The sequence below is a fragment of the Acidobacteriota bacterium genome (genome assembly GCA_019347945.1).
Lineage (GTDB): Bacteria > Acidobacteriota > Thermoanaerobaculia > Gp7-AA8 > JAHWKK01 > JAHWKK01.
This window is the reverse complement of record JAHWKK010000025.1, coordinates 1-26,857: the sequence shown is the minus strand read 5'-3', so window position 1 is coordinate 26,857 and position 26,857 is coordinate 1. Positions and strand designations below refer to the sequence as shown.

Below are 26,857 nucleotides of genomic sequence, written 5' to 3'. Positions count from 1 at the left end.
GCAGCGACACTTCTCCTGCTTGGTCTCATCAGCCTGGGGCTCGGCTCCTGTGTGGAACCCGGGCCACCATTGCGCGCGCCATCATCGTCGGATGACGGATTAGCGGTTGACCGAGGGGGTCTCCCCGCCATGATTCTCGAGCTCTACCCACCTCCCGCCAACGAGCGAGTCGTTCTCGCGGAGAATGCCACGCGGGAGGACGTCGTATCCGCCATCTTTGATCGAGATTGGAATGAAATCACGTTCGTCGTCCTCAAGGCTGACGACGACGATTGGTTCGAGATATCCGGCAGCATCCAACCGTTCGACGGCCTGAGCGCCCGTGTCATGGAGTCGGGCGAAGAGAAAGTGTCGGCTCGCGCGCCTCGGTCCCTGGAGGAAGCGGCGGCTCTGATGACATCCTATCTGGAAGGTGACAATCACTGGAGGGTTAAGATCCCATGGGTCGACTGACTGGGGTCCGCGTCTACCGCAGGGGATGGTCCGCTCGCCGCGATGAATCCAGACTGACCGGCAGGGATCCTGGAACCATGGAAGCGCTCGGTTTCTGCGGAGAGAAATCAGCGCTGAACTTCAGGGGGACGAAGTCATGTCGAGCGAGAGCTCAGAGGTAACCGTAGAGATCCTCGAGGCGTTTGCAGACGCGCCGACGCGATCATCGCGTTCATGTCGGACGACTGCGTGTTCGAATCGTCGGCCGGAGTCGAGATCTGCGGGACCAAGTACGCCGGCCGCGACGCAGTGAAAGCGGCGTTCGTGGGAAGGCTGGGCGAACTTTCCGGATGCGCACTGGGGGGACGCCCGGCACGTCGTTCATGGCGCGCGCGGTGTCTCCGAATGGACGTTCTCAGGAACACGAGCGGACGGTACCCGGGTGGAAGTTCATGGCTGCGACCTCTTCACGTTCCGAGGGGGCAGGATCGCTCTGAAGAATTCCTATCGCAAGAACCGTCCGTCTCTTTGAGGGTCGCGATCTCGACCGGTCGCACTCATCAGTCCTTTTCGCTACTTCGCCTTGCGACCGAAGCTCGGAAAGCGGAGCCTGGGGGAGGTTTCCGGAAAGAAGCCCTCGCTGACCGTTCGCACGTCCGAAACCGAGATGAATGCTTCCGGATGCCGCTCCCGGACGATCTCGAGCGCACGCCGCAGATCCTTTCGTCGAACGATGGTGAAGTGGAGCCGGACCCTTCCCGCGACTCCTTCCGCGGCAAAACTCGTGACCCCGAATTCCGCCGCAGCAAGCTTGCTCGTCAGATCGCGGGCATCCTCGTCTGTGATGATCCGTATCGATACGAGTCCGAGAGCGAGCTTCTCCTCGATCAGCATCCCGACCGCCGTACCGGCTGCGAATCCCGCGGCGTAGGCGAAAAACGCCGCGACGTTATCGAGATGGTGGAAGATCTGGCGGATCGCGACGAGCCAGATGAGGACTTCGATGAAACCGAGTCCCGAGGCGATCAGCTTGCGCCCGCGAGCGAGCATGATGATTCGCACGGTTCCGAGTCCCACGTCGACGAGCCGGGCAGTGAAGATCAGCAGAGGGGTCAGGATCCAGGCGGAGATTTCGGGAGATGTCATCGGGTCGAGTCCGTTCGGATGGCAGAGAACCCGATCGGAGTGCTGAACTATTCGGGCCGTATAATCATTGGCATGACGGCAGTGCAGGCTGAGACCGCTCCGGAACCGATGATCGAGCTGGTCGACATCTGGAAGAGCTTTGGTGACAACCAGGTGCTCAAAGGGGTTTCATTGACCGTCGAGCGTGGAGAAACGCTGGTAATCGTAGGCGGTTCGGGGACCGGCAAGAGTGTAACGCTGCGGCACATCATCGGGCTGGTCCGGCCGGATCGAGGGAAGGTCGTGGTGGCAGGCACCGACCTGGCCGAGCTGACGAGAACGGAATTGAACCATTTTCGTCGCCGGTTCGGCATGAGCTTTCAGGAGGGGGCGCTGTTCGACTCGATGTCGGTCTTCGAGAATGTCGCGTTTCCCCTTCGTCGCCACACGAAGATGAGCGAGGCCGAGATCAGAGACCGGGTTCGGGAATGCCTCGATCTCGTTCACCTGGATGACGTGGAGGAAAAGCGTCCATCGGAGCTCTCGGGAGGAATGCGCAGGCGCGTCGGTTTCGCGCGAGCGATCAGTCTCGAGCCGGAGATTCTGCTCTTCGACGAGCCGACGACCGGACTCGACCCGGTCATCAGCGGCGTCGTCGCCGAGCTCATCGTCGAGATGGACGAGACACTCAATACGACCATGGTCACGATCACGCACGACATGAAGGTGGCGTTCAGGATCGCCGATCGCATTGCCATGCTTCACAAGGGTGAGATCGTCGAGGAGGGAACGGCGGACGAGTTCCGTTCGTCCCCGAAGCCGCTGGTCAGGCAGTTCATCGAGGGAAAAGCGGAGGGACCGTTCACCGAATGAGCTCGACGAGCCGAGAGCGGAGCTGCAAATGAAGGAGGCTCACGAGGATCAGCTGGTCAACTGCGCTCTGTTTTCGGACCTGGGCGCCGAGGAGTTGAAAGCCGTTGCGAACCTGGCGAGATCACGCTCGTTCGATCGCGGACAGACGGTGGTTCACGCCGATGAGCTCGGCGACACCTTCTGCCTGATTCTCAGTGGGAAGGTCAAGGTTGCGATCACCTCGGCGGATGGGAAGGAGATCATCCTCTCGATGCTGGGAAAAGGGGAGTTCTTCGGGGAGATGGCGATCCTGGAGGGTGAACCGAGGTCGGCGGCGGTGGTCGCGATGGAGCCGCTGGAGATCATCACGATCCACAAGGACGATTTCCTCGCTCTGCTCGAGCGCAACTTTTCAGTAACGCGGGGAGTGCTCGCGGAGCTCTCCAGACGTCTGCGACTCGCCTCCAGCCGGATCGAGTCGCTTGCTACGATGGACGTTTACGGACGACTGGCGAGATTCTTTCTCGATCTCGTTGAAAAGGAAGGAATTGACGAGGAGAGTGGTTACATTGCGATTCAGAGGCCGACCCATCAGGCGATCGCCAGTACGATCGGTACCTCCCGGGAAACCGTTTCCCGATTGATGCACGATCTGATCGAGCGCAATGTATTGCGGGAGGAAGGGCGGACGATCTATCTGAGACGTGCGGCGATGGACGATCTGTCTGCGCAGGGCTGAGTGCCTCGTCCCGTAGTGATGACGATCGCCAACCTTTTCACCATCGCAAGGGTCGTACTCGTTCCGATCCTCGTGCTCGCCGCGATCCGGCAGCGGCATGATGTGGCTTTCTTCGTTTTCGTCAGCGCCGCGATCACCGACGCTCTCGACGGCTGGATCGCTCGAACCTTCAATCAGAGGTCGAAGCTCGGTGCCGTTCTCGACCCGGCGGCGGACAAGCTGATGCTGGTCAGCGGTTATGTCGTCTACACGTTCCCCGCGATCGCGGCGACTCCCCTCCCCATTGCGCTCACCATCAGCGTATTTGCGCGGGACGTTCTGATCGTATTCGCCGCCTGGCTTCTCTTCAGCCGGGTGCGCGTGCGAAGCTTCCCTCCTTCGATTCCCGGAAAAGTCTCGACAATCCTGCAGGCGGTTGCGCTCGGAGTGACAATCGCCGCCAATATGTGGCTGAAGCCCGTGGCACTCCCGATCCTGTCCACCTTCCACACACTCGCACTCGCGATGACCGTGATCTCCGGACTCGATTACGTACGGCGATGGGCTCTGATTCTCGAGGTCGAAGGTTGGGCTGAGCAGTATGGCGTCGAGCCCCTCGATGGAGAGGAATAGCGATCATGAAGAGAACATTTAGAGGGCTTGCGAGCAGCCAGCGTGTCCGGAAAGTGAGCCTCCATAGCTCAATTGGTAGAGCAGCGGACTCTTAATCCGTTGGTTCCAGGTTCGAGTCCTGGTGGGGGCACCAACCTTGATACAGTCTCAGCAGACGCCGGAATGATTGCCGATGTCTGCTTTTTGTTTCCTCGAGCGCGAAAGTGGCGGAACTGGTAGACGCGCTGGACTTAGGATCCAGTGGCTCTTGCCGTGGGGGTTCGAGTCCCCCCTTTCGCACCAGCAACTCTTCACTGAAAGGGCTCCGGTATGCAGTTCGAGCTACACGAACGTTCTCAGATCACACGCGAAGTCGATATCACGGTTCCAGCTGACGAAGTCGGGAAGAAATGGAGCGAGGTATCGCGAGAGTTTGCGCGATCCGCCCGGATTCCGGGCTTTCGGCAGGGGAAGGCCCCGCTGTCGGTCGTACAGAAAAAGTACGAGAGCGACATTCGGGGAGAGATCGTCGACCGGCTCCTTCCCGAGTTCGCAGGGAAGGTACTGCAGGAAACCCGGCTGCATGCGGTCGGATCTCCCCACATCGTCCGAATGGATGAGCTACGGGCCGACGAGGATTTCGCATTCACCGTCGGATTCGAGATCCTTCCCGAGTTCGAGCTCGCCGAGTGGAAGGGCCTCGTCTCGAAGGAACGGCCCACCGAGGTCCACGAGGAGGAAGTCGCCGCGGAGATCGAGCGACTGAGAACCCATGCCGGGACCCTCAGTCCCGTCGAAGGGGCAATCGCCGAGGGACATCGCGTGACCGTCGACATCACGGCCTCCGGCGAAGGTCTCGAGACACGAACAACCGAGGACTACACTTTCGAAGCTGGTGATTCTCCGCTTGCCGAGCTCGACGAACTGATCATCGGCAAGAAGCCCGGCGACGAGCTCAGCTTCGAGAAGAGCTGGGATGAAACGGCTCCCAACAAGGAGGTTCGTGGAAAGACGGTCCGATACGAAGTCACCGTCAAGGACGTCAGGAACCTCGAGCTTCCCGACATCGACGATGACCTCGCCAAGAGTCTCAATTACGACGATCTCGAACAGTTGAAAAGCTCGGTCCGACAGAACATCGAGATGCGAAAGTCTCGAGAAGCCAGGTCGCAGCGCCGGGCGGATCTCGCAACCGCGCTCGTGGAGCAATACGACTTCGAGGTTCCCCAGGCCCTGGTCGAGGAAGAGCTCGAGCGATCGATTCAGGAGTATCTCCGCTTTCTCGCCTCGCAGGGCATCGATCCGCGTTACGCCGAGATCGACTGGCAGCAGCTGCAGCAGGACATGCGCGCAGAGTCGGTGCGGCGAGTGAGGCGCATTCTCGTTCTGGACCGGATCGCCGAGGCCGAGGCGATCGAGGTGAGCGACGAGGAGATGCGCGACTACGTACATCAGGACGCCGGTGAGGAGACCGCCACCGTCATCCGGAGCATGAAAGCGTCGGGCGACTATGAGAAACTCCGCATATCCGTGCGCCGGCACAAGGCGATGGAGCGAGTCGTCGAAGAATCGAGAACGAGCTGACAGGAGAGATCGGACACCAATGCTGATTCCGACAGTTATCGAACAGACCAACCGGGGCGAACGCGCCTACGACATCTACTCTCGTCTGCTGAAAGACAACCTGATCTTTCTCGGGCAGCAGGTCGATGATCACATTTCGAATCTCGTCATCGCGCAGCTGCTCTTTCTCGAAGCCGAGAATCCGGAGCGCGACATCTGGCTCTACATCAATTCGCCCGGAGGCTCGATCACCGCAGGACTGGCGATCTACGACGCCATGCAGTACGTCAAACCGGACGTAGCCACGATCTGCATCGGACAGGCGGCGTCGATGGCCGCTGTGCTTCTCGCTGCCGGCGCTGCCGGAAAGCGATATGCGCTCCCGAATTCTCGCGTCCTCATCCACCAGCCGCTCATGTACGGGCTGGGTGGACAGGCTACCGAGATCGAGATTCACGCGCGTGAGATCGTCAAGCTCAAGCAGAGACTCAACAGGATCCTCCACGATCACACCGGCCAGGACATCAACAAGATCGACAGGGATACCGACAGGGACTACATTCTCGACGCTGAGGAGGCGAAGGAGTACGGCATCGTCGATCAGGTCATGTCGCGACGGGATCTCACGGCGGTACCAACCTGAGTCATCGTGCCCGGCTGGTGATTCTTCCGGTTCGAAACCGGCGCGTACGATGACCGAAACAATAGGGAGGGGTTCCCGAATCACATGTGGCCGGTACTCTTCAGAATAGGCAGCTTCGAAGTCACGACCTTCGGTCTGATGATGTTCGTCGCCTTTGCGGTGGGCGCATGGGTGATGATGCGAGAGTTCCGCCGGCTCGGCCTCGATCCCGAAGCCGTCGGCGACATCGTCGCCGCCGCCGCGATCGGAGGCATCGTCGGCGGGAAGCTCTACTACGCGATTCTCTATGGCGACCTGAGCCTTCTCTTCGCGCGGGCTGGCCTGGTCTGGTACGGTGGCCTCCTCGGGGGATTCTTGGCGGCGACTGCGGTCGTCTACTACAAGAAACTCGATTTTCGGACCGTTGCGGACGCCGGAGCTCCCGGGCTCGCCATCGGTTACGCTCTCGGGAGAATCGGCTGCTTTCTCGTCGGCGATGATTACGGCAAGCCGACCGACTCGGTCTTCGGCATCGCGTTTCCGGAGGGCGCCCCACCGACGACGGCTCGATCGCTGCGGCAGTTCGGGGTCGACGTCGACCCTGCTCTGCCGGGGGACACGCTGCTCGCCGTCCACCCGACCCAGTTGTATACCGCTGCAGCGTTTTTCCTGATCTTCTGGATTCTGATCAAGGCCGGGCGCCGTCCGAATCCTCCCGGTTTCGTCTGGGCACTCTTTCTGATTCTTCTGGGAGCCGAAAGACTCCTGATCGAGTTCTTCCGCGCCAAGGACGACCGATTCTTCGGCGAGCTGACGCTCGCTCAGATCATCAGTTTTGCCGTCATCCTGGTGGGTGTGGGTCTGCTGATGCGCGTTCGGAGAAAGACCCCGGAGACGGTAGGATGAAGGGCCTCGAGTTCACCACCGGGGGGGAGTCTCACGGTCCGTCGCTGTCGATCATCGTCCGAGGGATTCCTGCCGGACTCCGGCTCGACCTCGATCGGATGAATGGAGAAATGACCCGGAGGCAGCACGGCTATGGCCGCGGCGGGCGGATGAAGATCGAGCAGGACCGGATCGAGGTGACCGCCGGGGTCAGAGGAGGCGAAACGCTCGGGAGCCCGATCGCGATGACGGTGAGGAATCGGGACTGGGAGAACTGGAAGGCCGCCATGGACCCATGGGCGGTCGACGAGAAGGAGGCTGAAAACCGGAGGCTCGTCTCCCCTCGTCCGGGACACGCGGATCTGGCCGGAGGTCAGAAGTACAATCGAAGAGATCTGCGCGACGTGCTCGAGCGTGCCTCGGCACGCGAGACCGCGGCGCGCGTCGCGGCGGGAGCCGTGGCGAAGGAGCTCCTCTACGAGCTGGGCGTCAAGGTTTCCTCAGCGACGCTCAGCGTCGGTCGTGTCGGCGATCCGAACCGGCCGGTCACCGCCAAAGACATGAGTGAGGTCGATCACGAAAGTCCTCTCCGCGCAATCGACCGAACGGTCGAAGGAGCGATGGTCGAAGAGGTCGACCGCGCAAAGCTCGATGGAAATACACTGGGGGGAGTCGTCGCGGTCGTCGCCGAGGGGCTGCCGGTGGGGCTGGGCTCGTACGTTCACTGGGACGAAAAGCTCGACGGCCGGCTCGCGCAGGCAGTCATGTCGGTGCACGCGGTCAAGGCAGTCTCGATCGGCGATGGTGTCACGGCCGCCGGATTGTTCGGCTCGGAGGTCCACGACCCGATCGTCCACCAGAAATCGAAGGGCTTTTCGCGGCCAACCAATCGGGCGGGAGGTCTCGAGGGAGGGGTCACCAACGGGAAGGAAGTGGTGATTCGGGGCTACATGAAGCCGATCTCGACTCTCCGCCGCGGCCTCGCATCGGTCAACCTCGATACGCGGGAGCCACACCGCTCCCAGTGGGAGCGAAGCGACGTCACCGCGATTGCCGCCTGCGGGGTCGTCTGCGAGGCGATGGTAGCGCTCGTGCTGGCCTCGGTGATGCGCGAGAAGTTCGGGGGGGACTCGATGGTGGAGATGAAACGCAATTTCGAGGGCTACCGCGGCCAGCTGCGAGGCTGGTGATGGAGGGTAGCCGGTTGCCGGTAGCCGGTTGCCGGTGACCGGTTGCCGGATTGACGAAGTCGCATTGCGAGTGCGTGGAGCGGTGATCCACGATCCCCGCCCAGATTCTTCACCCGCGCTTCGCCGGGCTCAGAATGACGAGTGTTGTGTTTGCGCGAAGCGACGATCATGGAATGTGCGCTCTTGCGAAATCCCCCCTCGTCATCCTGAGCCGCCGAAGGACGGCGAAGGATCTGGGGGCGGACTCGTGAAATGACGGTGCAAGCGCATGCAGTTGGGCCACCGGCCACCGGCCACCGGCCTCCAGCCACGGCAACCGACCCGAACATCCTGCGTCATTTTGAGGATCGGGCTCGTTTGTACGACAATCTCCGCCGCGAAGGGGGCGGAATGAACCTGACGGCGCACACCGAAGGCTGGACGACGAGAATCGGAGTAATCCTCGCTGTGGCGGGATCGGCGGTCGGTCTCGGGAACTTTCTGAGGTTTCCAGGGCAGGCGGCCGCCAACGGCGGTGGCGCGTTCATGATTCCGTACTTCTGCGCGCTTCTTCTCGTCGGGATTCCGATCGGCTGGGCGGAATGGACAATGGGCCGTTACGGCGGCCAGAAGGGACTCCACTCGGCTCCCGCGATTCTCGGGTTGTTCGGAGGTCGGATCGGACGCTATTTCGGCATCATCGGCGTGCTGATTCCCCTCGCAGTCTCCTTCTATTACACCTTCATCGAGGCCTGGTGTCTCGGATACTTCTGGCAGTTCGCGACGGGTGGGATGGGGATCGATCCGTCGGCTCCGGTCGAAACTCAGACCGCGGTCGCATCGAACTTCTACAACGCGTTCACGGGGACCGACGCCAACGGGCTGCTCTTCGGAGGAAGCTACGCGACCTTCGTCTTCTGGGGACTCACGTTCGCCCTCAACATCTATTTCATTTTCAGAGGGCTTTCGAAGGGAATCGAGCTCTTCTGCCGGATCGCGCTTCCGATGATGGCGATCATGGCGGCGATCGTCCTGATACGCGTTCTGACGCTCGGAACTCCGGATCCGGCTCTGCCCGATCAGAACGTCATCAACGGGCTCGGCTACATGTGGAATCCCGACTTCAGCGCTCTGTTCAACGGGCAGACGTGGCTCGCGGCGGCAGGGCAGATTTTCTTCAGTATTTCAGTCGGGTTCGGAATCATTCTCAACTACGCGTCCTATCTGAAGAAGAACGACGACGTGGTTCTGTCGGGTCTCAGCTCCACGGCGACGAATGAAGTATTCGAGGTCAGCTTCGGCGGTTTGATCACCCTCACTTCATCGTTCATCTTCCTGGGTCTCAGCGGGACGATTGCAGCGGTGTCGACGGGAAGCTTCGGACTCGGATTCGTCACTCTTCCCGTGGTTTTCGCGCACATGGGAGCGTTCGGTAATCTGATCGGCGCGATCTGGTTCTTCATGCTGTTTCTGGCGGCAATCACGAGCTCATTGTCGATGTATCAGCCGGCGGTGGCGTTCTTCCAGGAGTCGCTGGGGATCACACGGAACCGCGCGACTCTTCTGATGGTCAGCATCTGTCTGGTCGGCTCCTTCATGACGATCTGGTTCAGCAAGGGAAGCGTTTTCTGGTCGACGATCGACAACTGGGTCGGGACCTTCCTCATTTTCGTTCTGGCCATGATCCAGATCATCTGCTTCAGCTGGATCTTCGGAGTCGACAAGGGGATCAGGAGTGCTCACGAAGGCGCAGAGATGCGGATACCGAGGATTTATGCATTCATCATGAAGTACGTGACGCCGGTCTATCTGATCATCGTCTTCCTCGCCTTCACGTGGGGGAGTCTCGGCGGTTGGATACGAGCCGTAACCGAACAGCCAGCTGCTCAGATGGCGTTCGGTCTCATCATCGGGGTGACGATCATTCTGTTGATCTGCCTGCGAATCGGAGAGAAGCGCTGGTACGCAGCAGGGCTGGACATCGATGACAGGCAGCGCCGGATTGAAGGAGGAATCTCATGACGCTCGCTGGATGGGTGCTCCTGGTCGTCTCACTGACGTTCGTCTGGGGTCTTCTGATCTGGTGTTATCGCCGAATCCTCACCAGCAGCAAGCCGATCGAAGAAGGTCCGGATCTGCTTTGATCCTCCGGGCTCTTCGCGCCGAATCCTGATAACGTCGGGCGATGAAAGAGGAGAAGATCGGGTCGGATTCCGAGGAAGCTGCCGCCAGGAAGAGGCCTTCATTCGAGGATCTCGTGTCGCTGATGCAACGGCTTCGAGGCCCGGGCGGCTGCCCGTGGGATCGCGAGCAGACGTTCGAATCCCTCAGACGATTCGTCATCGAGGAAGCCTACGAAGTGGTCGACGCGATTGATGGCGGCGAACGCGCCGAGCTCGCCGATGAGCTGGGCGATCACCTTCTTCAGGTCGTGTTTCTCGCGCAGCTCGGCGCCGAGGAGGGGACCTTCACGATCGACGACGCGATCGCCGCGATCCACGACAAGCTCGTTCGCCGCCACCCGCATGTGTTCGGCGATGTAGAGGCTCCCGATGCCGACGCCGTCCTTCGCAACTGGGAGCAGATGAAGAAGGACGAGAAAAAAAACGCCGGTAAAGTCTTCTTTTCGGGGATACCCTCCGGGCTTCCGGCGCTGATGAAAGCGCAGCGAGTCGGAGAGAAAGCTTCGCGCATCGGATTCGACTGGAGCTCTTCGGAAGGGGTGGTCGGAAAGATTCGTGAAGAGCTTTCCGAGATGGAAGCGGCGATGGCGGGCGATGGAGATCCCCGGCACGAGCTGGGTGATCTTCTTTTCGCCGTCGTGAATCTCGCCCGACGGCTCGGCTTCGACGCCGAAAATGCCCTTCAGGATGCAACGGGCCGGTTCATGCGCCGGTTCGAGCATATCGAGCGCTCGGCGGACGCTTCTGCGCGGGCACTGGAGAGCTATTCTCTCGACGAGCTCGAGGCGCTCTGGACCGAGGCGAAGAACCTCGAGCGGTGAAGCGCGTGAACCGGCAGCATGCGATCTGGAACGAGATGCGCACGCTCCGGGTTGCGTTCCTATGAACCGATGAAGGAGAACCGTGAATGATTTTTCGAGAGATGAGTGAGCTGGAGGTGGCGCTCGAAACCGCCACCGTGAGAGCGACTGACGGAAATGTCGAGGTCGGGGATGCCAGAGTCGTCCGGGAGGAGTTGATCGACAATCTCGTCTGGACGGCCGTATTCGGAGACGTCGACGAGGTTCGACAGGCTGCCCGGGAGCGGATCCACGACATCGCCTGGGCCACCGGTGCGATTCCGTCGTCGATCCAGGCTCTGTATGCAGCCAGAGGTCGAGGCGAGATCGAGGAGAGGTTCACGGTTCCCGCATTCAATCTGAGAATTCTGACTTACGAGACTGCTCGAGCGGTCTTCAGAACGGCGTTGGAGCTCGAGGCTGGCGCCTTCATCTTCGAGATCGCCCGGTCCGAGATCGGCTATACCGAGCAACGACCGGCCGAGTATGCCGCCTGCATTCTCGGTGCAGCGGTCCGGGAGGGGTGGAAGGGCCCGGTCTTCATTCAGGGAGATCATTTCCAGGCCAGCGCGAAGAAATGGTTCAGCGATGCGAGGGAATCCGAGATCGAAGCGATCAGCGGACTGATCCGGGAAGCGATCAACGCCGAGTTCTACAACATCGACATCGACACTTCCACTCTCGTTCAGCTCGAGCATGAATCGGTCGACCGGCAGCAGAAGGAAAATTACGAGGGAACCGCCCGGTTCGCGCGCCTGATCCGGGAGACCGAACCGGAGGACGTCGTCATTTCCATCGGCGGCGAGATCGGCGAGGTCGGCGCGCACAACACCAAGCCGGAAGAGTTTCGCGCCTACATCGATGGATTCCGGCGGACCTTCGGCGAGGGCACCGGAATCAGCAAGGTCTCCATCCAGACCGGGACGTCTCATGGAGGGGTTCCTCTGCCGGACGGATCGGTCGCCGAAGTGAGCATTGATTTCGACCGGATTACCGAGATTTCCCGAATCGCCCGCGAGGAGTATCAGATCTCGGGCGCGGTGCAGCATGGTGCCTCGACCCTCCCCGAGGACGTCTTCGACCAGTTCCCGAAGGCCGATACGGTCGAGATCCATCTCGCGACCGGCTTTCAGAACGTCGTTTACGATCACGAGCGCTTTCCCGAGACTCTGACGGCCGAGATCGTCGAGTGGCTCGGGGAGAATGCGAAAGGCGACCGGAAGGACGGCCAGACCGAAGAGCAATTCATCTACAAGGCTCGCAAGCGTGCGCTGGGTCCCTTCAAGAAGAAAATCTGGAGCATGCCGTCCGCGGTGCGCGAAGCGATCATGGCGGACCTGGAGGAGAAGTTCGAACTTCTCATGACCCGGCTGGGTGTGGATGACACCAGGAAGCTCGTCGATCGCTATGTTCCGACGGCGACGCGGAAGAAGCCCGCGCAGCGGGCGGCGAGCTCGGCGGATGCGATGGCCTTTGTCGTTGAAGGCGAGGGAGAGTAGTTTTTCGGGGGTCGGCTCTCCAGAGCCGACTCGCGTGGGGCTCCAGCCCCCCGCAAGTACGCCCGCGAGGCGTTGAGAATTCACGACATGATTTGCTGGCTTTCCCGGCTTGCTGTGGGGCTGGAGCCCCACGCGAGTCGGCCCTGGACGGACTGTTGCCCAAACCCGGGGGTAGAGACGATCGTGGGAACAAAAGTCCGGCCCTTGTCATCCTGAGCCGCCGAAGGACGGCGAAGGATCTGGGCGGGGGCTCATGAATGATTCCTCCGGCCCGCCATGACGATGATTCGCGAGCCACCCCCAGATCCTTCGCCGTCCTTCGGCGGCTCAGGATGACGAGTTGTGAAGGCGTCGACCTTGTCCGGGGAAGCTCGTGAGTCGCGGTTGAAGAGGCTCGCGTGACCTTGACCGGTTCTCTCGGGTTTTCGATTTGGGCAATAGCTCGTGGAGAGCCGACCCCCGCTGTAGGCCACCGCGCGAGCCGGTCCCCACTTCCGGGCCACGAAGAACACGACCCCGTGCGACCTATGGCTCGCGGATGAGTCGGAAGTCGATTTCCGATTCCGCTTCCGGCCCCGAGACGAGACCAGCCGATATCCCCGTGGTCCAGGCGAAGTCCTTCGCGATTCCGATCACCATGACGGATTCGTCCGGGCAGAGCTCGGCGAGCACTTCCCCGATCATCCGGACGTCGGCGCGGTTGGTGGTGTCGACGATGAACGTCGACTCGAAGGGGAGCTCGAGCACGGTTCCGAGCCGGGAGAGCCCTCCGTGGAGCTCGCGATAGTCGGCTCCTGGGGTGGTGCTGTGCCGGATCAGGAGATGATCGCGATTGGTGCTGAAGTAGGTTCGGGCGACGAGCAGACGGGCGTCGCCGCCGATCATCCGCTCGAGCTCCCGGACGAGCAATTCGGAATTGCCGTCGTCGGGAAGAAGGACCTGCCAACTCCGATCGAAGTTGGGCTCGGCGCTCAGATAGCGGAGCGCCTCACAGACTTCGATTGTGAGATCACCCTCGTAGCAGATCTGGAACAGGTTCTCACCACCCATCACACCCTCCTGGATTCCAGGCCGGAACGACTCCTTCACAGCCATCGTCATTGTAGTGGAAACTTCGGAGGCAGTCCAGAAACGCACATGCGAGAATTGCGGGCAGCGTGTCTGCATCCGATGCGCGGTACCGGGCGACCGTGCGGACAACAATAATGATGAGTGACCTCAGCGAAGATCTTCGACAGATATATCTGAAGACCCTCTACAGGTCGACGCCGGCCCTCCTGATCCAGGAGTGTCTGGCACGGGAGGAAGTCAAGAGGTCGCTCGAAGAGCCGGTATCGCTGGTCGCGCTCGGCAAGAGCGCGTCGGGGCTGATGAAGGGGGCTGCCGCGTCGATCCAGATCGCCGAGGCGTTCGCGGTGTTGCCGGAACGCTATCGCCAGGATGCGTTTCCGCCGTTCACCGAGGTCGTTTACGGGACACACCCCGAGATCTCGGACGCGAGCTTCGAGGCGGGAGAGAAGCTGATCTCTTTCGTCGAAAAACTGAAGTATTCTGCCCTCGTTCTGGTCTCCGGGGGATCGTCCGCATGTCTGGCCAAGCCGCTCGAACCGTGGTTTACGCGTGAGGATCTGGTAAAGGCGAACCGCCTTCTGATTCGATCCGGCCTTCCGATCGAACGGATGAATATAGTTCGGAAACACCTTTCGGCGATCAAAGGAGGGAGGCTCGGGGAGATGTTGCCCAGCGGAACGGTGACGCTGGTTCTTTCCGACGTTTCGAGGGGCTGCTGGCCGGTCGTAGGTTCCGGTCCGACCTTCCCCGACGAGTCGACGAATCACGAGGCCGCGGAGATTCTGGCCGATCTCGGCGACGCCTGGGCGATGGAGCTCGCAATGAGACTGAAGGATCGTGACGTCCCGGATACGCCCGGCACTCTCCGGGACCGGCACCACTTTCTTCTGGGCGACAACGGAACGCTGGTCGAGAACGCGACGGTACAGATCGAAATGATGGGTTATGAGCCTGTGGCGATTCCTCAGGAGCTCGATGCGGACGTCGGGGAGATCACCGAGAGACTCTGGAGCGAATTCCAGAATCTCGAAAAGGGGCAGATTCTGGCCGGCGGGGGGGAGCCGACGGTCGAAGTCACCGGCCAAGGAAGAGGCGGGCGATGCAGCGAGATCGCAGTCCGGCTGGGAAAGCGCGCGAGGGACGAGGGCCGGAGGGACCTTCTCGCACTCGTTGCCAGCTCGGACGGAGTGGATGGCGACACCGACGCTTCCGGTTACCTCCTTGAGCCGTCGCGATACTTCGACAGAGCGATCGACGACCGGATCTATGACCGCGCGCTCGAAAATTCGAACAGCTGGAGTATCGTCGACAGCTTCGCGATTCCGATGGAGGCGAGACCGACGGGGAACAATCTCCGCGACATCTTTTTTGTCGCGCGCGGTTGATCGAGATCGGAACGGGTGATGGTGGACGAGGAAACCAGAGAGCTGAGGGAATCGAGGAAACGAAAAGGCTGCAGGCGCCTCTTCATCTTTCTCGGCATCGTCACGCTCATCCTGATCATCGCTGGAATCGTCGGCTATCGGTATACCGGGTCGGAAGGATTCGCCGATTACGTTCGCCGGAAAATCGAGCTGACCCTCGAGGCGAAGCTCGATCGCGATGTTTCGATCGGCGTCGTCACGATTTCCCGTGGCCGCAACTCGATCGTCCTCGAAGATGTCCGGATCTCGAACGTCGAAGGGACGCTCGAGCCGTACTTCGCCATCATTCCCAGAGTCGTCATCGAAGGAGGCATCGAATCGTTCCGGACGCGGACGATTCGAGTCGGTACCGTCACAGTCGAACGACCCACGGTCTGGATCGAGATCTTTCCCGAAGAGTTCGAACTGACGCACAACATCCCGTCGTGGAAACGGGCCGAGCCGAGAGGCTTCCAGATATCCCGCGTAGAGCTCGATCAGATTCTGCTGGAGGGGGGACGCCTCGACTTTCTCGATCGGCGCCGGGACATGCATTTCGATGTTCGCGGCGTCGCATCGACCGTGACGGCCGACGTTGACGAAGGACTTTACGAGGGAACGGTCACCTCCGGCCCCTCGACCTTCGAATTCCCGAATCTCGAGCCTTTTCACCTCGCACTCGTCTCCGGGTTCTCGTATGCAGATCAGCGACTCGAGATCCGTGACGGAAGTGCGCGCGGCCGCGGCCTTTCGGTCGGGTTCGATGGCGCGTTCGATCCGATCAGGGAGGTAGTGTATTCATTCGACCTGGCCGGACAGCTCGAGCTCGATCGCGTCCGCGAGATCGTGGCGATCGAGAAGGAGCTTCATGGAGGGGTCGATTTCGAGGGAACCCTCGAAGGGAGGTCGGGCGATTTCGAGCTGGTCACGCGCGTCAGCTCCGCCGGGCTGGTCGCCGATACCTACGATCTTGCATCTCTCGAAGGCACACTCTCGGTGACACCGGAAGGAGCTCGATTCGATATCGAACAGGCCGGCTACGGCGGAGGAACCGTCGAAGGGCAATACGAGCTGACACAACTGTCGGATCCGCTCCCGATGAACATCGATCTTCGATTCCGCGATGTCTCGATCGAAAAGCTTTTCGCGGACTGGAACGTCGAGAACACAGGACTTCGCGGACGGGCCACGGGCACGTTCGCGCATGCCTGGAATGGCACCGATTTCCTCGGTGGTGAGGGATCCGGATCGGCGACGCTCGCCGCCGGGGCACGCGCTTTCGGGAACGCTCCGTATCCGATCGCGGTGAGCGGCGGAACGGAGTTCACGATTCGACAGGGAGTGCTCGGGCTCCGGAACGCGAGATTTCAGACGCCCGAGTCGGTGATTCGGACAACCGGAACGATCGGACTCGACGGCCTTGTCGCGGATCTCGATTACACGATCGAGAGCGACGATTTCGCGGAGCTCGACCGCCTCGCCGTCAACTTCTCCCGCTCTCTCGGAACGGGCGAGGCCGAGCTTCTCGGGCTGGGAGGTACCGGATCGATTCGCGGGACTGTCGACGGGGCGATTGCCGAAGCCCTGGTGACCGCCCGAATCGAAGCTTCGGGAGCGCGGTACAACGACGCTCCGCTCGGGAGGGCATCGATCGATCTCGTCTGGAACGGAGCCCGGGATCTGCTCAGATTCGAGCGATCCCGATTCGTGCGAAACGATGGAACGCTGGCCATGAGCGGGACGATCGGGTTCCCCGAAGGTGGAGCGCCGCGGTTCGATCTCGCGATCGACGCTGCCGGATGGGACGTGGCGGAAGCACTCGACCTGGTCGACCTCGACCTCGACGTGGCGGGTATCGGGACCGGCCGGCTGCTCGTCGTGGGAACTCCCGAGTCGGGGACGGTCACCATGGACGAGCTGACGATCCGGGAGGATTCGTCGAGGCTCGTCCTGGGCGGAACGGTCCAATGGCTTCCGGGTGAGGGGAATCTCGCATTCGATCTCGACATCGCGGCAGAGACCTTCCCGGTTTCCAGGCTGGTCGCTTTTCTCGACCTCGGTGACATTCCCGTCGACGGACTGCTCACCGGCACTCTTCACATCGAAGGTCCGAAGGAAGAGCTCGAGGGCGCCGGGTCGGTGACGATTCGCCAGGCCCTGATCGCCGGTGAGCCGGTCGAGCAGGTGACCGCCGATCTCGTCTTCGATTCCGGCACTCTGAATGTCGAGCATCTGGAGTTGCGGTCCGCGGCGGGAACGATCATCGGCCAGGCGAGCTACAGCTTCGACGGAGACCGGATCTCATGGACGATCCAGCCGACCGTGATCGATCTCTCGGAGATCGAGGCCCTGGCCGATTTTCGCGATGTAATCAGCGGGAAACTTCGAATCCAGTCGACCGGCGCCGGAACGGCGGAGCAGCCGGAGATCGTGGTCGACGCCGTGCTTGAGGAGGGAAGTATCGGCGGAGTCCCGATTCCTGCCGGTGTCGAGCCTCCCTCGCTCTATCTGGCGATTCGGGGAGGAGAGCTGGTCGTTCGAGGGACTGCCTTCGACGCCGTCGCCATCGAGGGGAGTGGCTTCGTCGGGACGGGGGGCGAGCTGAGCGGCGACGTCACGCTCGCGGTCACCGATCTTCAGCAGGTTCTCCGGATTCTCGCGCCCGCGAGCGAAGTCCCCGTCTCCGGTGCGTTCACGGCCGACCTCGCTCTTGGGGGATCTCTCGGCGACGGCCTCGATTCGGTCGTCATCGACGGCGCCTTTACCACCTTTGCGGTGAATATCTCGGGCGAGGACGTCGTCACCACCCGGCCGCTGACGTTCCAGATCGCCGGCGGCGATCTTCTGTTGAACGAGGTCGAGCTCCGGACGGCCGAGACGAACTTCTATGTGGATGGGCGGATCCCGCTTTCTACGAATGAGCCGATGAATCTGACTCTCCGCGGCTCGATCGATGCAGCGCTCGCACAGCTTTTCGTGCCCGACTCGAGAATCTCGGGAAATCTGGTGGTCCGAGCCGATATCGGAGGAGCCATCCTCTCGCCGCGGATCAGCGGAACGGTCGAAGTTCAGAATGGATCGCTCCGTCTCGAGACGTTCCCCCAGACCATCAGCGACATCTTCGGTACGATTCTCTTCCGGGGAAACCGGATCGAGCTCGACGCGATGAGAGCGACCCTCGGTGGAGGCCAGATCATCGCCGGCGGATTCGTCACGCACGAGAACTTCCGCCCCGGCCGGATCCGGCTCACGGCGCAGGGAGACGCTGTCACGATTCGATATTACGAAGGATTGACTGTCGAAGGTGATTTCGATCTGGTGCTTTCGGGAGATGACGAGAGGATGGTTCTTCAGGGAAGCCTGGACGTGACCGAGGGTCAGTACTACAAGGATGTCGAGCTGGCGACGACGATCGTCGAGAAACTTCTCAGCCGTCAGGCGGTCGTACCCAGAGTGTCGGCCTCCTGGCAGGACAACATCGCGCTCGAAGTCGATGTGAATGCGCCGGGAACGCTTTCGGTCGCCAATAACATTGCGAACGTTACGGCGAGCGCCGATCTCACCCTGACCGGAACGCTGGGGAATCCGGTCCTGCTCGGAAGGGTGGTCCTCGATGAGGGCGGCGAGATCACGTTCAGGGACATCGACTATACGGTGGTGCAGGGGACGATCACATTCCAGAATCCCTTCCGCAATGATCCGTACTTCGACATCTCGGCCGAGGGTCTGATGAGAGCACGAGGCCAGGCGCTCGGAGACGTCGAGGAGTACGAGCTCACGATCAACCTGACGGGAACGCTCGATCAGATCACCCCCAGCATTTCGAGCGAGCCCCCGCTCGGCGATCTGACTCTGCTGACCCTGCTCGCCGGAGACGTCGGCAGCGGTTCGGCCGGCGGTTTCGGTTCGCAGACGTTTACCGCCGCGGGAACTTCTCTGCTCCTTTCGACGGTCGGCGAAGCGATCGGCTCCCGCATTCTCCCCTTTGCCGATGCGCTGCGCGTGGAGTCGGTCGGGGAGAACGGCTCGTTCGCTCCGACCGTTACTTTCGAAAAGCAGATCGCGGACGATCTTTACGCAATCATCATTTACGACACGTCGAGTGCCGAGAACATCCAGATCATCCAGTGGGAAGCATCGAGGAACTGGGTCATCCAGTTCACTCGCGATTCCGAGGATGACAATCGCTATGTGATCACGGCGGTCGATGGGCGCTTCCGCCGCAGATACCCGGGGCATTGGTGAGAAGAGGCTGCGCACTGATGGTCGTTCTGATGGCGGCCGGCTTTGCCGGCTCCGCCTTCGGACAGGTGAGCGAGCTCTATGGCGAGATCGTCGGCACGGTCGATCTGTTTTCGGAATCGGCCATCGACGAGCCGGCGCTTCGTCCTCTGATCAGCGTCGAGCCGGGCCAGCCTCTGTCGCTGACCGAGGTTCAGAGCTCGATCAAGACGTTGTTCGGAACCGGCAGATTTCGCGACATCCGGGTCGACGCACGTCCCTCCGGCGCTGGCGTCGACGTCACTTTCCGCATGACGCTCCACTACTTCGTCGGCGACATCAGATGGGAGATCGAAGGTGCCGACACGGACGTTCGCCCGCGGCGGGAGTCGAAACTGGAGAGCGGGAAGGTGTTCAGCCTCAGCGCGGTCGATCGAAACGCGGTGGCGGTGCAGAGAGCGTACGTGCGGGAGGGCTACCTCGAGGCTGTCGTCGATCCGGCAGTCGCGTTTTCGCGGGAGAACGACCGGGCGGACGTGACGTTCTACGTCGTTCCCGGCCCCCGGGCCACGGTCAGCGCGATCACCTTTGACGGGGATACGGGGCCATTCGCTCCGGCCGAGCTCGAAGGAAAGATGGACAGCAGAGTCGGCGCGGCGTACGAAGTCGATCGCGCGCGAAGCGATGCCGACCGAATCGAGGACTTTCTCGCACGCGAAAACTTCCGCAGGGCTGACGTTCGGTTCGCCGAGGGTGTGTACGACGACGAATCGGCATCGGTGAGGCTGCTCTACGAGGTCCAGATCGGACCGAAAGTCCGTGTCGAGGTGGAAGGCGTCGACGAGGACGATGTCCGGAGAATCGTTCGCTTCAGCGGAACTGAACGCTACACCGTGGACAAGGTCGGGCGAACGGTTGACGACCTCGTCGAGCGTTATCAGAGGCGCGGCTACTACTTCGTCGATGTCGACACCAGGGAAGGAACCGTCGATGGGGATTACGTCATCACCTACACCATCGATCCGGGGCAGAGCTACGAGCTCGAGGACGTCCGATTTTCGGGCAACGAGACTTTCTCGAATTCCGAGCTTCGCGATGTCGTTGCGACGGCTCCTCCGGGCGTGTTCACCGAACTGCTCGCGGCGATCATCCGGCGGAGGACAGGCATCACGACCCGGGAGCTTCAGGACGACCGAGACGCCCTGGAGGCTTTCTATCTTCTCGAAGGCTTCACGACCGTCGAGGTTCGAAGACCCGTCGTCGAACCGATCAATGAAACCTCGATCGCCGTGACCTTCCCGATCGTCGAGGGGCCACGATCGATCGTCACCGCTGTCGAGGTGATCGGTATCGAACAGAGAGAGGGAGACCTTCCAGACCTGCTGGTCGAGCCCGGCGAGCCCCTCAATCCGCAGTCGGTCGGACTCGACATCGTCTCGATCAGAAGCGCCTACGGTGACGAAGGTTTCGCCGAGATCAGAGTCGAACCGGTGATCGAGTTCAGCGACGACCGAACCGAAGCCATCGTCCGCTATGAATTGACCGAGGGCCCGCAGACCTTCATCGGAAAAGTGGCGGTCCGCGGCAACACCTATACGAAGGAGTCGGTCATCCTCCGGAAAGCCCGGCTCGAGGAGGGGGCGCCGTTCACCTGGAGAGCCCTGCTCGAAGCGCAGCAACGCCTTTACCGGCTCGGCATATTCAGCATCGTCGAGATTCTTCCGAATCCCTCCCCGAGCGCCGCGCAGATCCGCGACATCTCGATCCAGGTCAGAGAGGGAAACGTCCTGACGGTTTCCGGCTCAGTCGGATACTCCACCGAGGATCAGGCGCGTGGAAGCGCCGCGGTATCGCATCGCAATCTCTTCGGAACCGGCCGTTATCTCGGTCTCGACGGTACCGTCTCGCAACGTGTAGACCGTTTCGTCCTCACGTATCGGGAACCATTCCTCTTCGGTTACGACATCCCGACCCAGGCGAACCTCTACAGCCGCGACGAGGAACGTGCAGACGGTGCCGCGCGCATTTCGACCTTCGGCGCCTCGGTCGAGCTGACCCGCGTTCTCGCCGAGCAGTTCCGCTGGGGCCTACGCTACGAATACCGATTGAACGACTGCGTTTCGGGGGAGCTGTGCGACCTCGCCACCTCGGGCTTTCCGATCGAGGGCATCGATCCGGAGGACCAGGAGATCCAGATCTCCAGCATCACGCCCAGCGCCTTCTGGGATCGCCGCGACGATCCGGTCAATCCGAGCAACGGCTTTTACGCCGGCCTCTCCATCGAGTACGCATTTCCGATGCTCAGAGCCGAGACCGAGTTCCTGAAGGGATTTCTGCAGGGTGCAGGCTATTGGTCGGTGACCGAGCGCACTCAGTTCGTTTTCGCCGGACGCTTCGGCATGACCGAGCCGCTCGGGGACGTCGAGTTGGCACGCACCGTCCCCTTCGCCGAGAGGTTTCTCGCCGGAGGTGAGCGGACGCATCGCGGCTTCGAGCTCGACCGTCTCGGCATCCCCTGCCAGACTCTCATCCCCGATCCCGCCGACGTACCCGAGGGGCAGAGCTGCCAGGAGTATGTCGAGACTGCCGAAGACGTAAGGCTGATTCCGATCGGGGGAAACGCGCTCGCGATCATCAATGTCGAGTATCGATATCCGATCTTCGGCAGCCTTCACGGAGCGGTGTTCGTCGATGGTGGCAATGTCTGGCGTGAGATCGAGGACATCGACACCTCCGAGATCCGCTGGGGCGCGGGCCTCGGTGCGCGATACCTCACACCCGTCGGTCCGGTCCGTCTCGACGTCGGATTCAATCTCGACCCCGCTCCCTATGAGGACCGCTATGAGATCTTCCTCACCCTCGGATACGCTTTCTGACGAGGCATGACTCGTCCGAGCCGCCGCTCCTCTCGGAACGAGGCGTGCACGACCCCCGAACATGAGCTCAAAGCGATCATCCAGAGGCCGTATCGAGCGCGACACCATGGGCGAAGTCCGCGTTCCGTCCAAAGCGTTGTACGGAGCGCAGACCCAGCGGGCGGTCCAGAACTTTCCAGTCAGCGGCATCCGCGAACATCCCGTTTTCATCCATGCCTACGTCCAGGTGAAGCGGGCCGCCGCCGTCGTCAACGGGCGAACGGGGCAGCTGTCGCGAAAGAGATCGAGAGCCATCATCGCTGCCTGCGACGAGATCCTCGGCGAGGCATCGAAGACGAAGGGGCGGCGGGATCTTCGCGCGGCTCCGCCGGAACACTACGTCGCGCCGGAATACGTCGATCAATTCGTCGTCGACGTCTTTCAGGCGGGCGCGGGTACTTCATTTCACATGAACGTGAACGAAGTTCTGGCGAATCTGGCGAACCGTTCTCTCGGTGGTGAGCTGGGTGTGTACGACCCGATTCACCCCAACGATCACGTCAACATGGGGCAGTCGACCAACGACACGTTTCCGACGTCGTCCTGTCTTGCAATTCTTCTGTATCTGCGCGAGCTTCTCCCTGCGCTCGACCAGCTCGCGTCCAGTCTGGAGCGTAAGGGAAAAGAGTTCGGGAAGGTGATCAAATCAGGCCGGACGCATCTGCAGGATGCCGTTCCGGTCACACTCGGACAGGAGTTCGCTGCATGGGGGGCGGCGGTTCGGCGGGCGATCCGGTTGATCGAACAGGCTGCCGACGAGCTGAGAGAGCTCGCCATCGGAGGCTCTGCGACCGGAACCGGTCTCAACACCGAAGTCGGTTATCGATGGGAGATCGTGAGCGAGCTGTCGAAGCGGACGGGTCTCGAGCTCTCGTCGATGGATGATCTTCGGGAGGCAATGCAGTCGCAGCAGCCGAATGCCACGTTCTCCGCGGCGCTCCGGAATCTCGCGCTCGAGCTCACGCGGATCACGAACGACATCCGTCTGCTCTCGTCCGGACCTCTGACCGGTCTCGCCGAGATCCGCCTTCCACCCGTTCAGCCCGGCTCGTCGATCATGCCCGGCAAGGTGAATCCTTCGATACCCGAGTGCATGAACCAGGTGGCGTTCCATGTGATCGGGGCCGATGCAACCGTTGCATTCGCCGTTCAGGCAGGACAGCTCGAGCTCAACGTCATGATGCCCCTGATCATCTACGAAACCCTCTTCAGCATGGAGATTCTCCGGAACTTCGTGCCGGTGTTCGCGGAGAAGTGCATCGACGGAATCGAAGCGAACGAAGAGCGCGCCGAGGGCTATTACATCGCGTCGCCGTCGCTGGCGACGGCGCTCAATCCGATCATCGGGTACGACGAAGCGGCGATTCTCGCGAAAGAGTCCGCCAGGACCGGAGAGCCGATTCCGGAGCTCATGAAGTCCCGCGACATCGGCGTCACCGACCGGCAGATGAAAGATATCTTCAGCCCTGGCTTTCTGACGGGCCAGGCCGATCGGAGACCTTCCCGCAAACCCGGGTCGAAGTCGAAGAAGAGAAGCGGATCAGCGAAAAAGAAGAGGTGATCCGCTGCGTCTCTTCATCGCCTGGACGGTTCCGGAGACTCTGGCCACCGAGATCCACGCTCGAATCGAGCAGATTCGGGGCGCGTTGCCACGCGCCTCCTGGACGAAGCCGGCGCAGCTTCATCTGACTTTTGCCTTTCTCGGGGAACAGGATGTGAGCGTCGTCCCCCGAGTTTCAGAGGGTCTCGACAACGCCGCCAGATCCTCGGGGCCATTCGACGTCCGGCTTTCCGAAGTTTCTGCCTTTCCCGAGCCTGGCCGGCCGAGGGTTCTGTGGATTGGACTCGAGCGCAACTCCGGTCTGGAAGCGATCGCAGATTCGGTCCGGACAGCACTCGACTCGGCGAATGTCGACTACGATCGAAAGCCGTTCAGGAGCCATCTCACGCTCGGAAGAGCGAAGGACCGCTGGCGGAGAGCCGACCTCGAGAATCTCGCGGGCGCTCTCGAGAGCTTTCGGGGGCGATCGTGTCCGGTCTCCGCGATCTCCCTCTACGAGAGCCGGCTCGGAAGCGGCGGCGCCACACATGTCGAAGCCGCACGCTTCCCCCTCCGCTCATGACGTCGTCGGAATCGCCACTCCTTCCCGCAGAGCGGGGGCGAAGAGATCGCCTTTCTTTTCGAGTCGCTTCGGCATCGTCTTGATCGTGAATGCCGCCGGGTCGAGCCCCGGTTTGACCTCTTTCCATTCGAGCGGCGCGGAGACCGGAGCGCCGTCGATCCCTCGAGGCGAATAGGGAGCGACTATCGTTTTACCGTATCCGTTCTGAAGACAGTCGGCGTAGAGACGACCGCGTCGCTTCGCCACCGTCCGCTCGACCGTGATTCCGGGGACCTCCGCGGCCACCGTCTCGGAAACCCGGCAGGCGAAGTTCGTGACACGTTCGAAGTCGTAACCCGGCTGAAGCGGTACGAGGACGTGCAGGCCATTCTTGCCGGACGTTTTCGGAAACGAGGGGAGCCCGAGCGTGTCGAACAGCGCTCTGAAGACGAGGGCAGCCTCGATCGCCTGTGGAAAGCCTTTGGTTTTTGCCGGGTCGAGGTCGAAGATCATCCAGTCGGGTGACTCGAGAGAACCCGCTCGCGATGCCCAGGTGTGGATCGTCAGGACAGAGTGCTGAGCGAGATAGAGAAGGGTCTCGGGACGATCGACGACGAGATGACGCGCCGTCCCCCTTCTCGTTCTCGTCGGAGTTTCGACCACGGTGAGCCAACCTGGGATGTTGTCGCGCACGCTCTGCTCGAACCACGGCTCCTCGTCGATTCCGTCGTTCCAGTGCTCCAGCGCGAGCGGGCGCCCTTCGAGCGCGGGGACGAGCGCATGGGCCACCGCGGAGTAGTACTCGGCGAGATCCCGCTTGGTGTAGCCCTGCCGGGGATAGAGAACCCGGTCGGGATTCGTGAACCGGACCTCGGGAGCGGTGCTCATTGTTTTTTCACGGACCACGTCTGCGACCTCCTTGTCGTCCCGCATCGCGACGAAAGACGGATGCCGGAGCTGTCCTTCATGGGTCCACTCCGAGAATTTCACCTGCGCGATGAGCCTCGGCTCGACCCACTTCGCCCCCTTGATACGGTTCTTGCCGAGGGGAAGCGGCGGCTTCGGCACTTCGATTGATTCGAGCAGATCGAACAGCTCGTGGCGCTGACGCGTCGAGAAGCCGGTGCCGACCTTGCCGGCGTAGCGAAGCGACCGCCCTTCGCGAACGGCCAGGAGCAGCGCGCCGATCGCGTCGGTCCGGTCTTTCAGCAGCGTGTAGCCGACGACGATCAACTCCTGATTCCCGCCGAACTTGATCTTGAGCCACGCACGCGACCGGCGCGGCTCGTAGCGGGAGCCGGGTTTTTTTGCGATCAGACCTTCGTGCCCCGCCTGCTCCGCATCGGCAAGGGCGTCGTCGAGACCAGCCTCGTAGCGGGAGACGACCGACACGGTTCGATTTCGCTTTCGCCGGAAAACTTTTTCGAGGACCTCTCGCCGCTCCTCGATCGGAAGATTGCGGAGATCACGGCCGTCGTGATGGAGGATGTCGAATACGACGAAGAAGGCCGAGTCGCTCGAGTGCTGCGTCATCTCGAAGCGCGCAATCCGGTTCTCGTCGAAAGCCGCGATCTCGCCGTCGAGTACCGTGTCATCGAGCCCGAGCTTTCCGAGCGCGGCGACGATGCCCGAAAAGCGTTGCCCGAGGTCGAGCCGGTTTCTGCTGAGCAGCGAGACTTCGCCGCCGCTGATGCCGGCGAGGCCGCGGTAGCCGTCGAATTTCGGCTCGAGAATCCATTCCGTCACGCTCGCCGGAAGAGTCTCGACCGATGTCGCGAGCATCGGGGGGAAAATTTTTTCGAGAAGCCTGCGAGCCTTGTCTGCTTTGGCCATCGCGTGGTGATTCTCGCATTTTCCCTGCCCGACGCTGGCTTCCGATGTGAAAAGAGAGATGACGAGGAGGAAAAATGGACACGACGATCAAGAAGGTGAGCTCGGCTCACTCACCGGAGGGCGACGATGGTGAGACGTATCTCGTCTCCGGAATCGGCCTCGCGATGAGACTTTGGAAGCGGAAAGCACCGACGAAAAAGAAGGAGACGCACCGGAATCCATACGAGACGGTCGGGTTCGTCATCTCCGGGAAGGCGAAGCTTCACGTCGGCGAACAGATGGTGACGCTGGAGAAAGGGGACAGCTGGCTGGTGCCGAAGGACGTCGACCACCGATACGAGATTCTCGAGACGTTCACGGCGGTCGAAGCGACGGCGCCTCCGGCACATCTTCACGGAAGGGACGACTGAGGGGAGGAACGATTGAGCGCGTTGCGCCTCGAAAGGGGGGGTGTGACGTTCCCGGGGATGGTCGACGTTCTGTCGCCCGCTGAAGCGGGCTCGAGATCGTTTGGGTAAGCGGCGTCTGCCCCCCGGCTGAAGCCGGGGGCTGGGATCTGTCGCCCGCTGACGCGGGCTGAATCGGGAGTGAAAGTTTGCCGGGCATTCGGGGTCGGGGGGGGACATTGTAACTTAAAGGGGGGAATCCGCCAAATTATGCCCCACGTTGGGTTTAGTTGCCACGTTCGTCCCCCCCCCCGATGAAAACCGCGCGCAAAGAAAAAATTGCAACGGTTCCCCCTGGGCCTCGAGTTCTACAGAGTTTAAGCCCCCGGAATGGGACCACCCGGTTGGTGGAAGCGGGGGGCCCGCT

Annotated in this window: 20 protein-coding genes, 2 tRNA genes and 1 pseudogene; 20 read left to right on the top strand and 3 right to left on the bottom strand. The window is 61.5% G+C overall.

Translation table 11 applies throughout. The annotated features are described in order from the left end of the window. Positions 1–129 precede the first annotated feature (129 nt). Complete coding sequence (locus KY459_13900) at positions 130–453, top strand: hypothetical protein (GenBank protein ID MBW3565805.1); 324 nt, start codon at positions 130–132, stop codon at positions 451–453. 213 nt (positions 454–666) lie between these two features. Continuing rightward, positions 667–964, top strand: a pseudogene (locus KY459_13895) (nuclear transport factor 2 family protein). A 41-nt stretch (positions 965–1,005) separates the two neighbouring features. Here KY459_13895 and KY459_13890 read toward each other — a convergent pair. Next, entirely contained in the window at positions 1,006–1,578 is a 573-nt protein-coding gene (locus KY459_13890; protein ID MBW3565804.1) for a DUF2179 domain-containing protein, read from the bottom strand. Positions 1,579–1,686: 108 nt separating this feature from the next. Here KY459_13890 and KY459_13885 point away from each other — a divergent pair, with 108 nt between their 5' ends. The 12 genes from KY459_13885 to KY459_13830 all read left to right on the top strand — a co-directional run bounded on the left by KY459_13885 (position 1,687) and on the right by KY459_13830 (position 12,499). After that, positions 1,687–2,430, top strand: coding sequence for an ABC transporter ATP-binding protein (locus KY459_13885; protein MBW3565803.1), 744 nt, complete (start codon positions 1,687–1,689; stop codon positions 2,428–2,430). A gap of 28 nt (positions 2,431–2,458) precedes the next feature. Continuing rightward, entirely contained in the window at positions 2,459–3,148 is a 690-nt protein-coding gene (locus tag KY459_13880) for a Crp/Fnr family transcriptional regulator (protein MBW3565802.1), read from the top strand. Next, complete coding sequence (locus tag KY459_13875; protein MBW3565801.1) at positions 3,149–3,760, top strand: CDP-alcohol phosphatidyltransferase family protein; 612 nt, start codon at positions 3,149–3,151, stop codon at positions 3,758–3,760. Between the two features lie 57 nt (positions 3,761–3,817). After that, positions 3,818–3,893: transfer RNA gene (locus tag KY459_13870), tRNA-Lys, on the top strand. A gap of 64 nt (positions 3,894–3,957) precedes the next feature. Then, positions 3,958–4,042 (top strand) — tRNA-Leu (locus KY459_13865). 27 nt (positions 4,043–4,069) lie between these two features. Further along, positions 4,070–5,323 carry a trigger factor gene (tig, locus tag KY459_13860; protein ID MBW3565800.1) on the top strand — a complete coding sequence of 418 codons (1,254 nt, stop codon included), beginning with the start codon at positions 4,070–4,072 and terminating at the stop codon, positions 5,321–5,323. A gap of 19 nt (positions 5,324–5,342) precedes the next feature. Then, complete coding sequence (gene clpP / locus KY459_13855; GenBank protein MBW3565799.1) at positions 5,343–5,945, top strand: ATP-dependent Clp endopeptidase proteolytic subunit ClpP; 603 nt, start codon at positions 5,343–5,345, stop codon at positions 5,943–5,945. 84 nt (positions 5,946–6,029) lie between these two features. Further along, positions 6,030–6,830: a prolipoprotein diacylglyceryl transferase gene (locus KY459_13850; GenBank protein MBW3565798.1), complete on the top strand. Its 801-nt coding sequence runs from the start codon at positions 6,030–6,032 to the stop codon at positions 6,828–6,830. Further along, the gene (gene aroC, locus KY459_13845; protein MBW3565797.1) at positions 6,827–7,999 is read left to right on the top strand and encodes a chorismate synthase; all 1,173 of its coding nucleotides are present in this window, start codon (positions 6,827–6,829) and stop codon (positions 7,997–7,999) included. Before KY459_13850 ends, aroC begins: the two co-directional genes overlap by 4 nt. A 357-nt stretch (positions 8,000–8,356) precedes the next feature. Continuing rightward, entirely contained in the window at positions 8,357–10,000 is a 1,644-nt protein-coding gene (locus tag KY459_13840) for a sodium-dependent transporter (GenBank protein ID MBW3565796.1), read from the top strand. Between the two features lie 163 nt (positions 10,001–10,163). Next, complete coding sequence (gene mazG / locus KY459_13835; GenBank protein MBW3565795.1) at positions 10,164–10,982, top strand: nucleoside triphosphate pyrophosphohydrolase; 819 nt, start codon at positions 10,164–10,166, stop codon at positions 10,980–10,982. An 86-nt stretch (positions 10,983–11,068) separates the two neighbouring features. Beyond that, on the top strand, positions 11,069–12,499 hold the full coding sequence (locus KY459_13830) for a class II fructose-bisphosphate aldolase (GenBank protein ID MBW3565794.1): 1,431 nt from the start codon (positions 11,069–11,071) through the stop codon (positions 12,497–12,499). Positions 12,500–13,024: 525 nt separating this feature from the next. Here KY459_13830 and KY459_13825 read toward each other — a convergent pair. Next, entirely contained in the window at positions 13,025–13,594 is a 570-nt protein-coding gene (locus tag KY459_13825) for a hypothetical protein (GenBank protein MBW3565793.1), read from the bottom strand. Positions 13,595–13,707: 113 nt separating this feature from the next. Here KY459_13825 and KY459_13820 point away from each other — a divergent pair, with 113 nt between their 5' ends. The 5 genes from KY459_13820 (at position 13,708) to thpR (ending at position 24,232) form a co-directional block, all read left to right on the top strand. Further along, positions 13,708–14,955, top strand: a complete 1,248-nt coding sequence (locus KY459_13820) for a DUF4147 domain-containing protein (GenBank protein MBW3565792.1) — start codon at positions 13,708–13,710, stop codon at positions 14,953–14,955. Positions 14,956–14,973: 18 nt separating this feature from the next. Continuing rightward, positions 14,974–19,218 (top strand): translocation/assembly module TamB domain-containing protein, encoded by a 4,245-nt coding sequence (locus KY459_13815; GenBank protein ID MBW3565791.1) that lies wholly within the window; start codon positions 14,974–14,976, stop codon positions 19,216–19,218. Further along, positions 19,215–22,070 (top strand): outer membrane protein assembly factor BamA, encoded by a 2,856-nt coding sequence (gene bamA, locus KY459_13810; GenBank protein ID MBW3565790.1) that lies wholly within the window; start codon positions 19,215–19,217, stop codon positions 22,068–22,070. Before KY459_13815 ends, bamA begins: the two co-directional genes overlap by 4 nt. Positions 22,071–22,131: 61 nt before the next feature. Beyond that, positions 22,132–23,670 carry an aspartate ammonia-lyase gene (locus KY459_13805; GenBank protein MBW3565789.1) on the top strand — a complete coding sequence of 513 codons (1,539 nt, stop codon included), beginning with the start codon at positions 22,132–22,134 and terminating at the stop codon, positions 23,668–23,670. Next, a complete protein-coding gene (thpR, locus tag KY459_13800; GenBank protein MBW3565788.1) occupies positions 23,600–24,232 on the top strand; it encodes an RNA 2',3'-cyclic phosphodiesterase in 633 nt (210 codons plus the stop codon). The genes KY459_13805 and thpR overlap by 71 nt, the downstream gene beginning before the upstream one ends. Here thpR and ligD read toward each other — a convergent pair. Continuing rightward, the gene (gene ligD / locus KY459_13795) at positions 24,227–26,044 is read right to left on the bottom strand and encodes a DNA ligase D (GenBank protein ID MBW3565787.1); all 1,818 of its coding nucleotides are present in this window, start codon (positions 26,042–26,044) and stop codon (positions 24,227–24,229) included. The genes thpR and ligD overlap by 6 nt on opposite strands. Before the next feature lie 74 nt (positions 26,045–26,118). Here ligD and KY459_13790 point away from each other — a divergent pair, with 74 nt between their 5' ends. Continuing rightward, the gene (locus KY459_13790; GenBank protein ID MBW3565786.1) at positions 26,119–26,454 is read left to right on the top strand and encodes a cupin domain-containing protein; all 336 of its coding nucleotides are present in this window, start codon (positions 26,119–26,121) and stop codon (positions 26,452–26,454) included. Positions 26,455–26,857 lie beyond the last annotated feature (403 nt).

Bases quoted from the DNA above. Each gene is read 5' to 3' on its own strand.
- KY459_13900 (MBW3565805.1), top strand. From the start codon at position 130: ATGATTCTCGAGCTCTACCCACCTCCCGCCAACGAGCGAGTCGTTCTC.
- mazG (MBW3565795.1), top strand. From the start codon at position 10,164: ATGAAAGAGGAGAAGATCGGGTCGGATTCCGAGGAAGCTGCCGCCAGG.
- KY459_13850 (MBW3565798.1), top strand. From the start codon at position 6,030: ATGTGGCCGGTACTCTTCAGAATAGGCAGCTTCGAAGTCACGACCTTC.
- KY459_13830 (MBW3565794.1), top strand. From the start codon at position 11,069: ATGATTTTTCGAGAGATGAGTGAGCTGGAGGTGGCGCTCGAAACCGCC.
- KY459_13820 (MBW3565792.1), top strand. From the start codon at position 13,708: ATGAGTGACCTCAGCGAAGATCTTCGACAGATATATCTGAAGACCCTC.
- KY459_13815 (MBW3565791.1), top strand. From the start codon at position 14,974: ATGGTGGACGAGGAAACCAGAGAGCTGAGGGAATCGAGGAAACGAAAA.
- KY459_13805 (MBW3565789.1), top strand. From the start codon at position 22,132: ATGAGCTCAAAGCGATCATCCAGAGGCCGTATCGAGCGCGACACCATG.
- KY459_13885 (MBW3565803.1), top strand. From the start codon at position 1,687: ATGATCGAGCTGGTCGACATCTGGAAGAGCTTTGGTGACAACCAGGTG.
- KY459_13890 (MBW3565804.1), bottom strand. From the start codon at position 1,578: ATGACATCTCCCGAAATCTCCGCCTGGATCCTGACCCCTCTGCTGATC.
- KY459_13790 (MBW3565786.1), top strand. From the start codon at position 26,119: ATGGACACGACGATCAAGAAGGTGAGCTCGGCTCACTCACCGGAGGGC.
- clpP (MBW3565799.1), top strand. From the start codon at position 5,343: ATGCTGATTCCGACAGTTATCGAACAGACCAACCGGGGCGAACGCGCC.
- KY459_13825 (MBW3565793.1), bottom strand. From the start codon at position 13,594: ATGGCTGTGAAGGAGTCGTTCCGGCCTGGAATCCAGGAGGGTGTGATG.
- ligD (MBW3565787.1), bottom strand. From the start codon at position 26,044: ATGGCCAAAGCAGACAAGGCTCGCAGGCTTCTCGAAAAAATTTTCCCC.
- KY459_13880 (MBW3565802.1), top strand. From the start codon at position 2,459: ATGAAGGAGGCTCACGAGGATCAGCTGGTCAACTGCGCTCTGTTTTCG.
- aroC (MBW3565797.1), top strand. From the start codon at position 6,827: ATGAAGGGCCTCGAGTTCACCACCGGGGGGGAGTCTCACGGTCCGTCG.
- tig (MBW3565800.1), top strand. From the start codon at position 4,070: ATGCAGTTCGAGCTACACGAACGTTCTCAGATCACACGCGAAGTCGAT.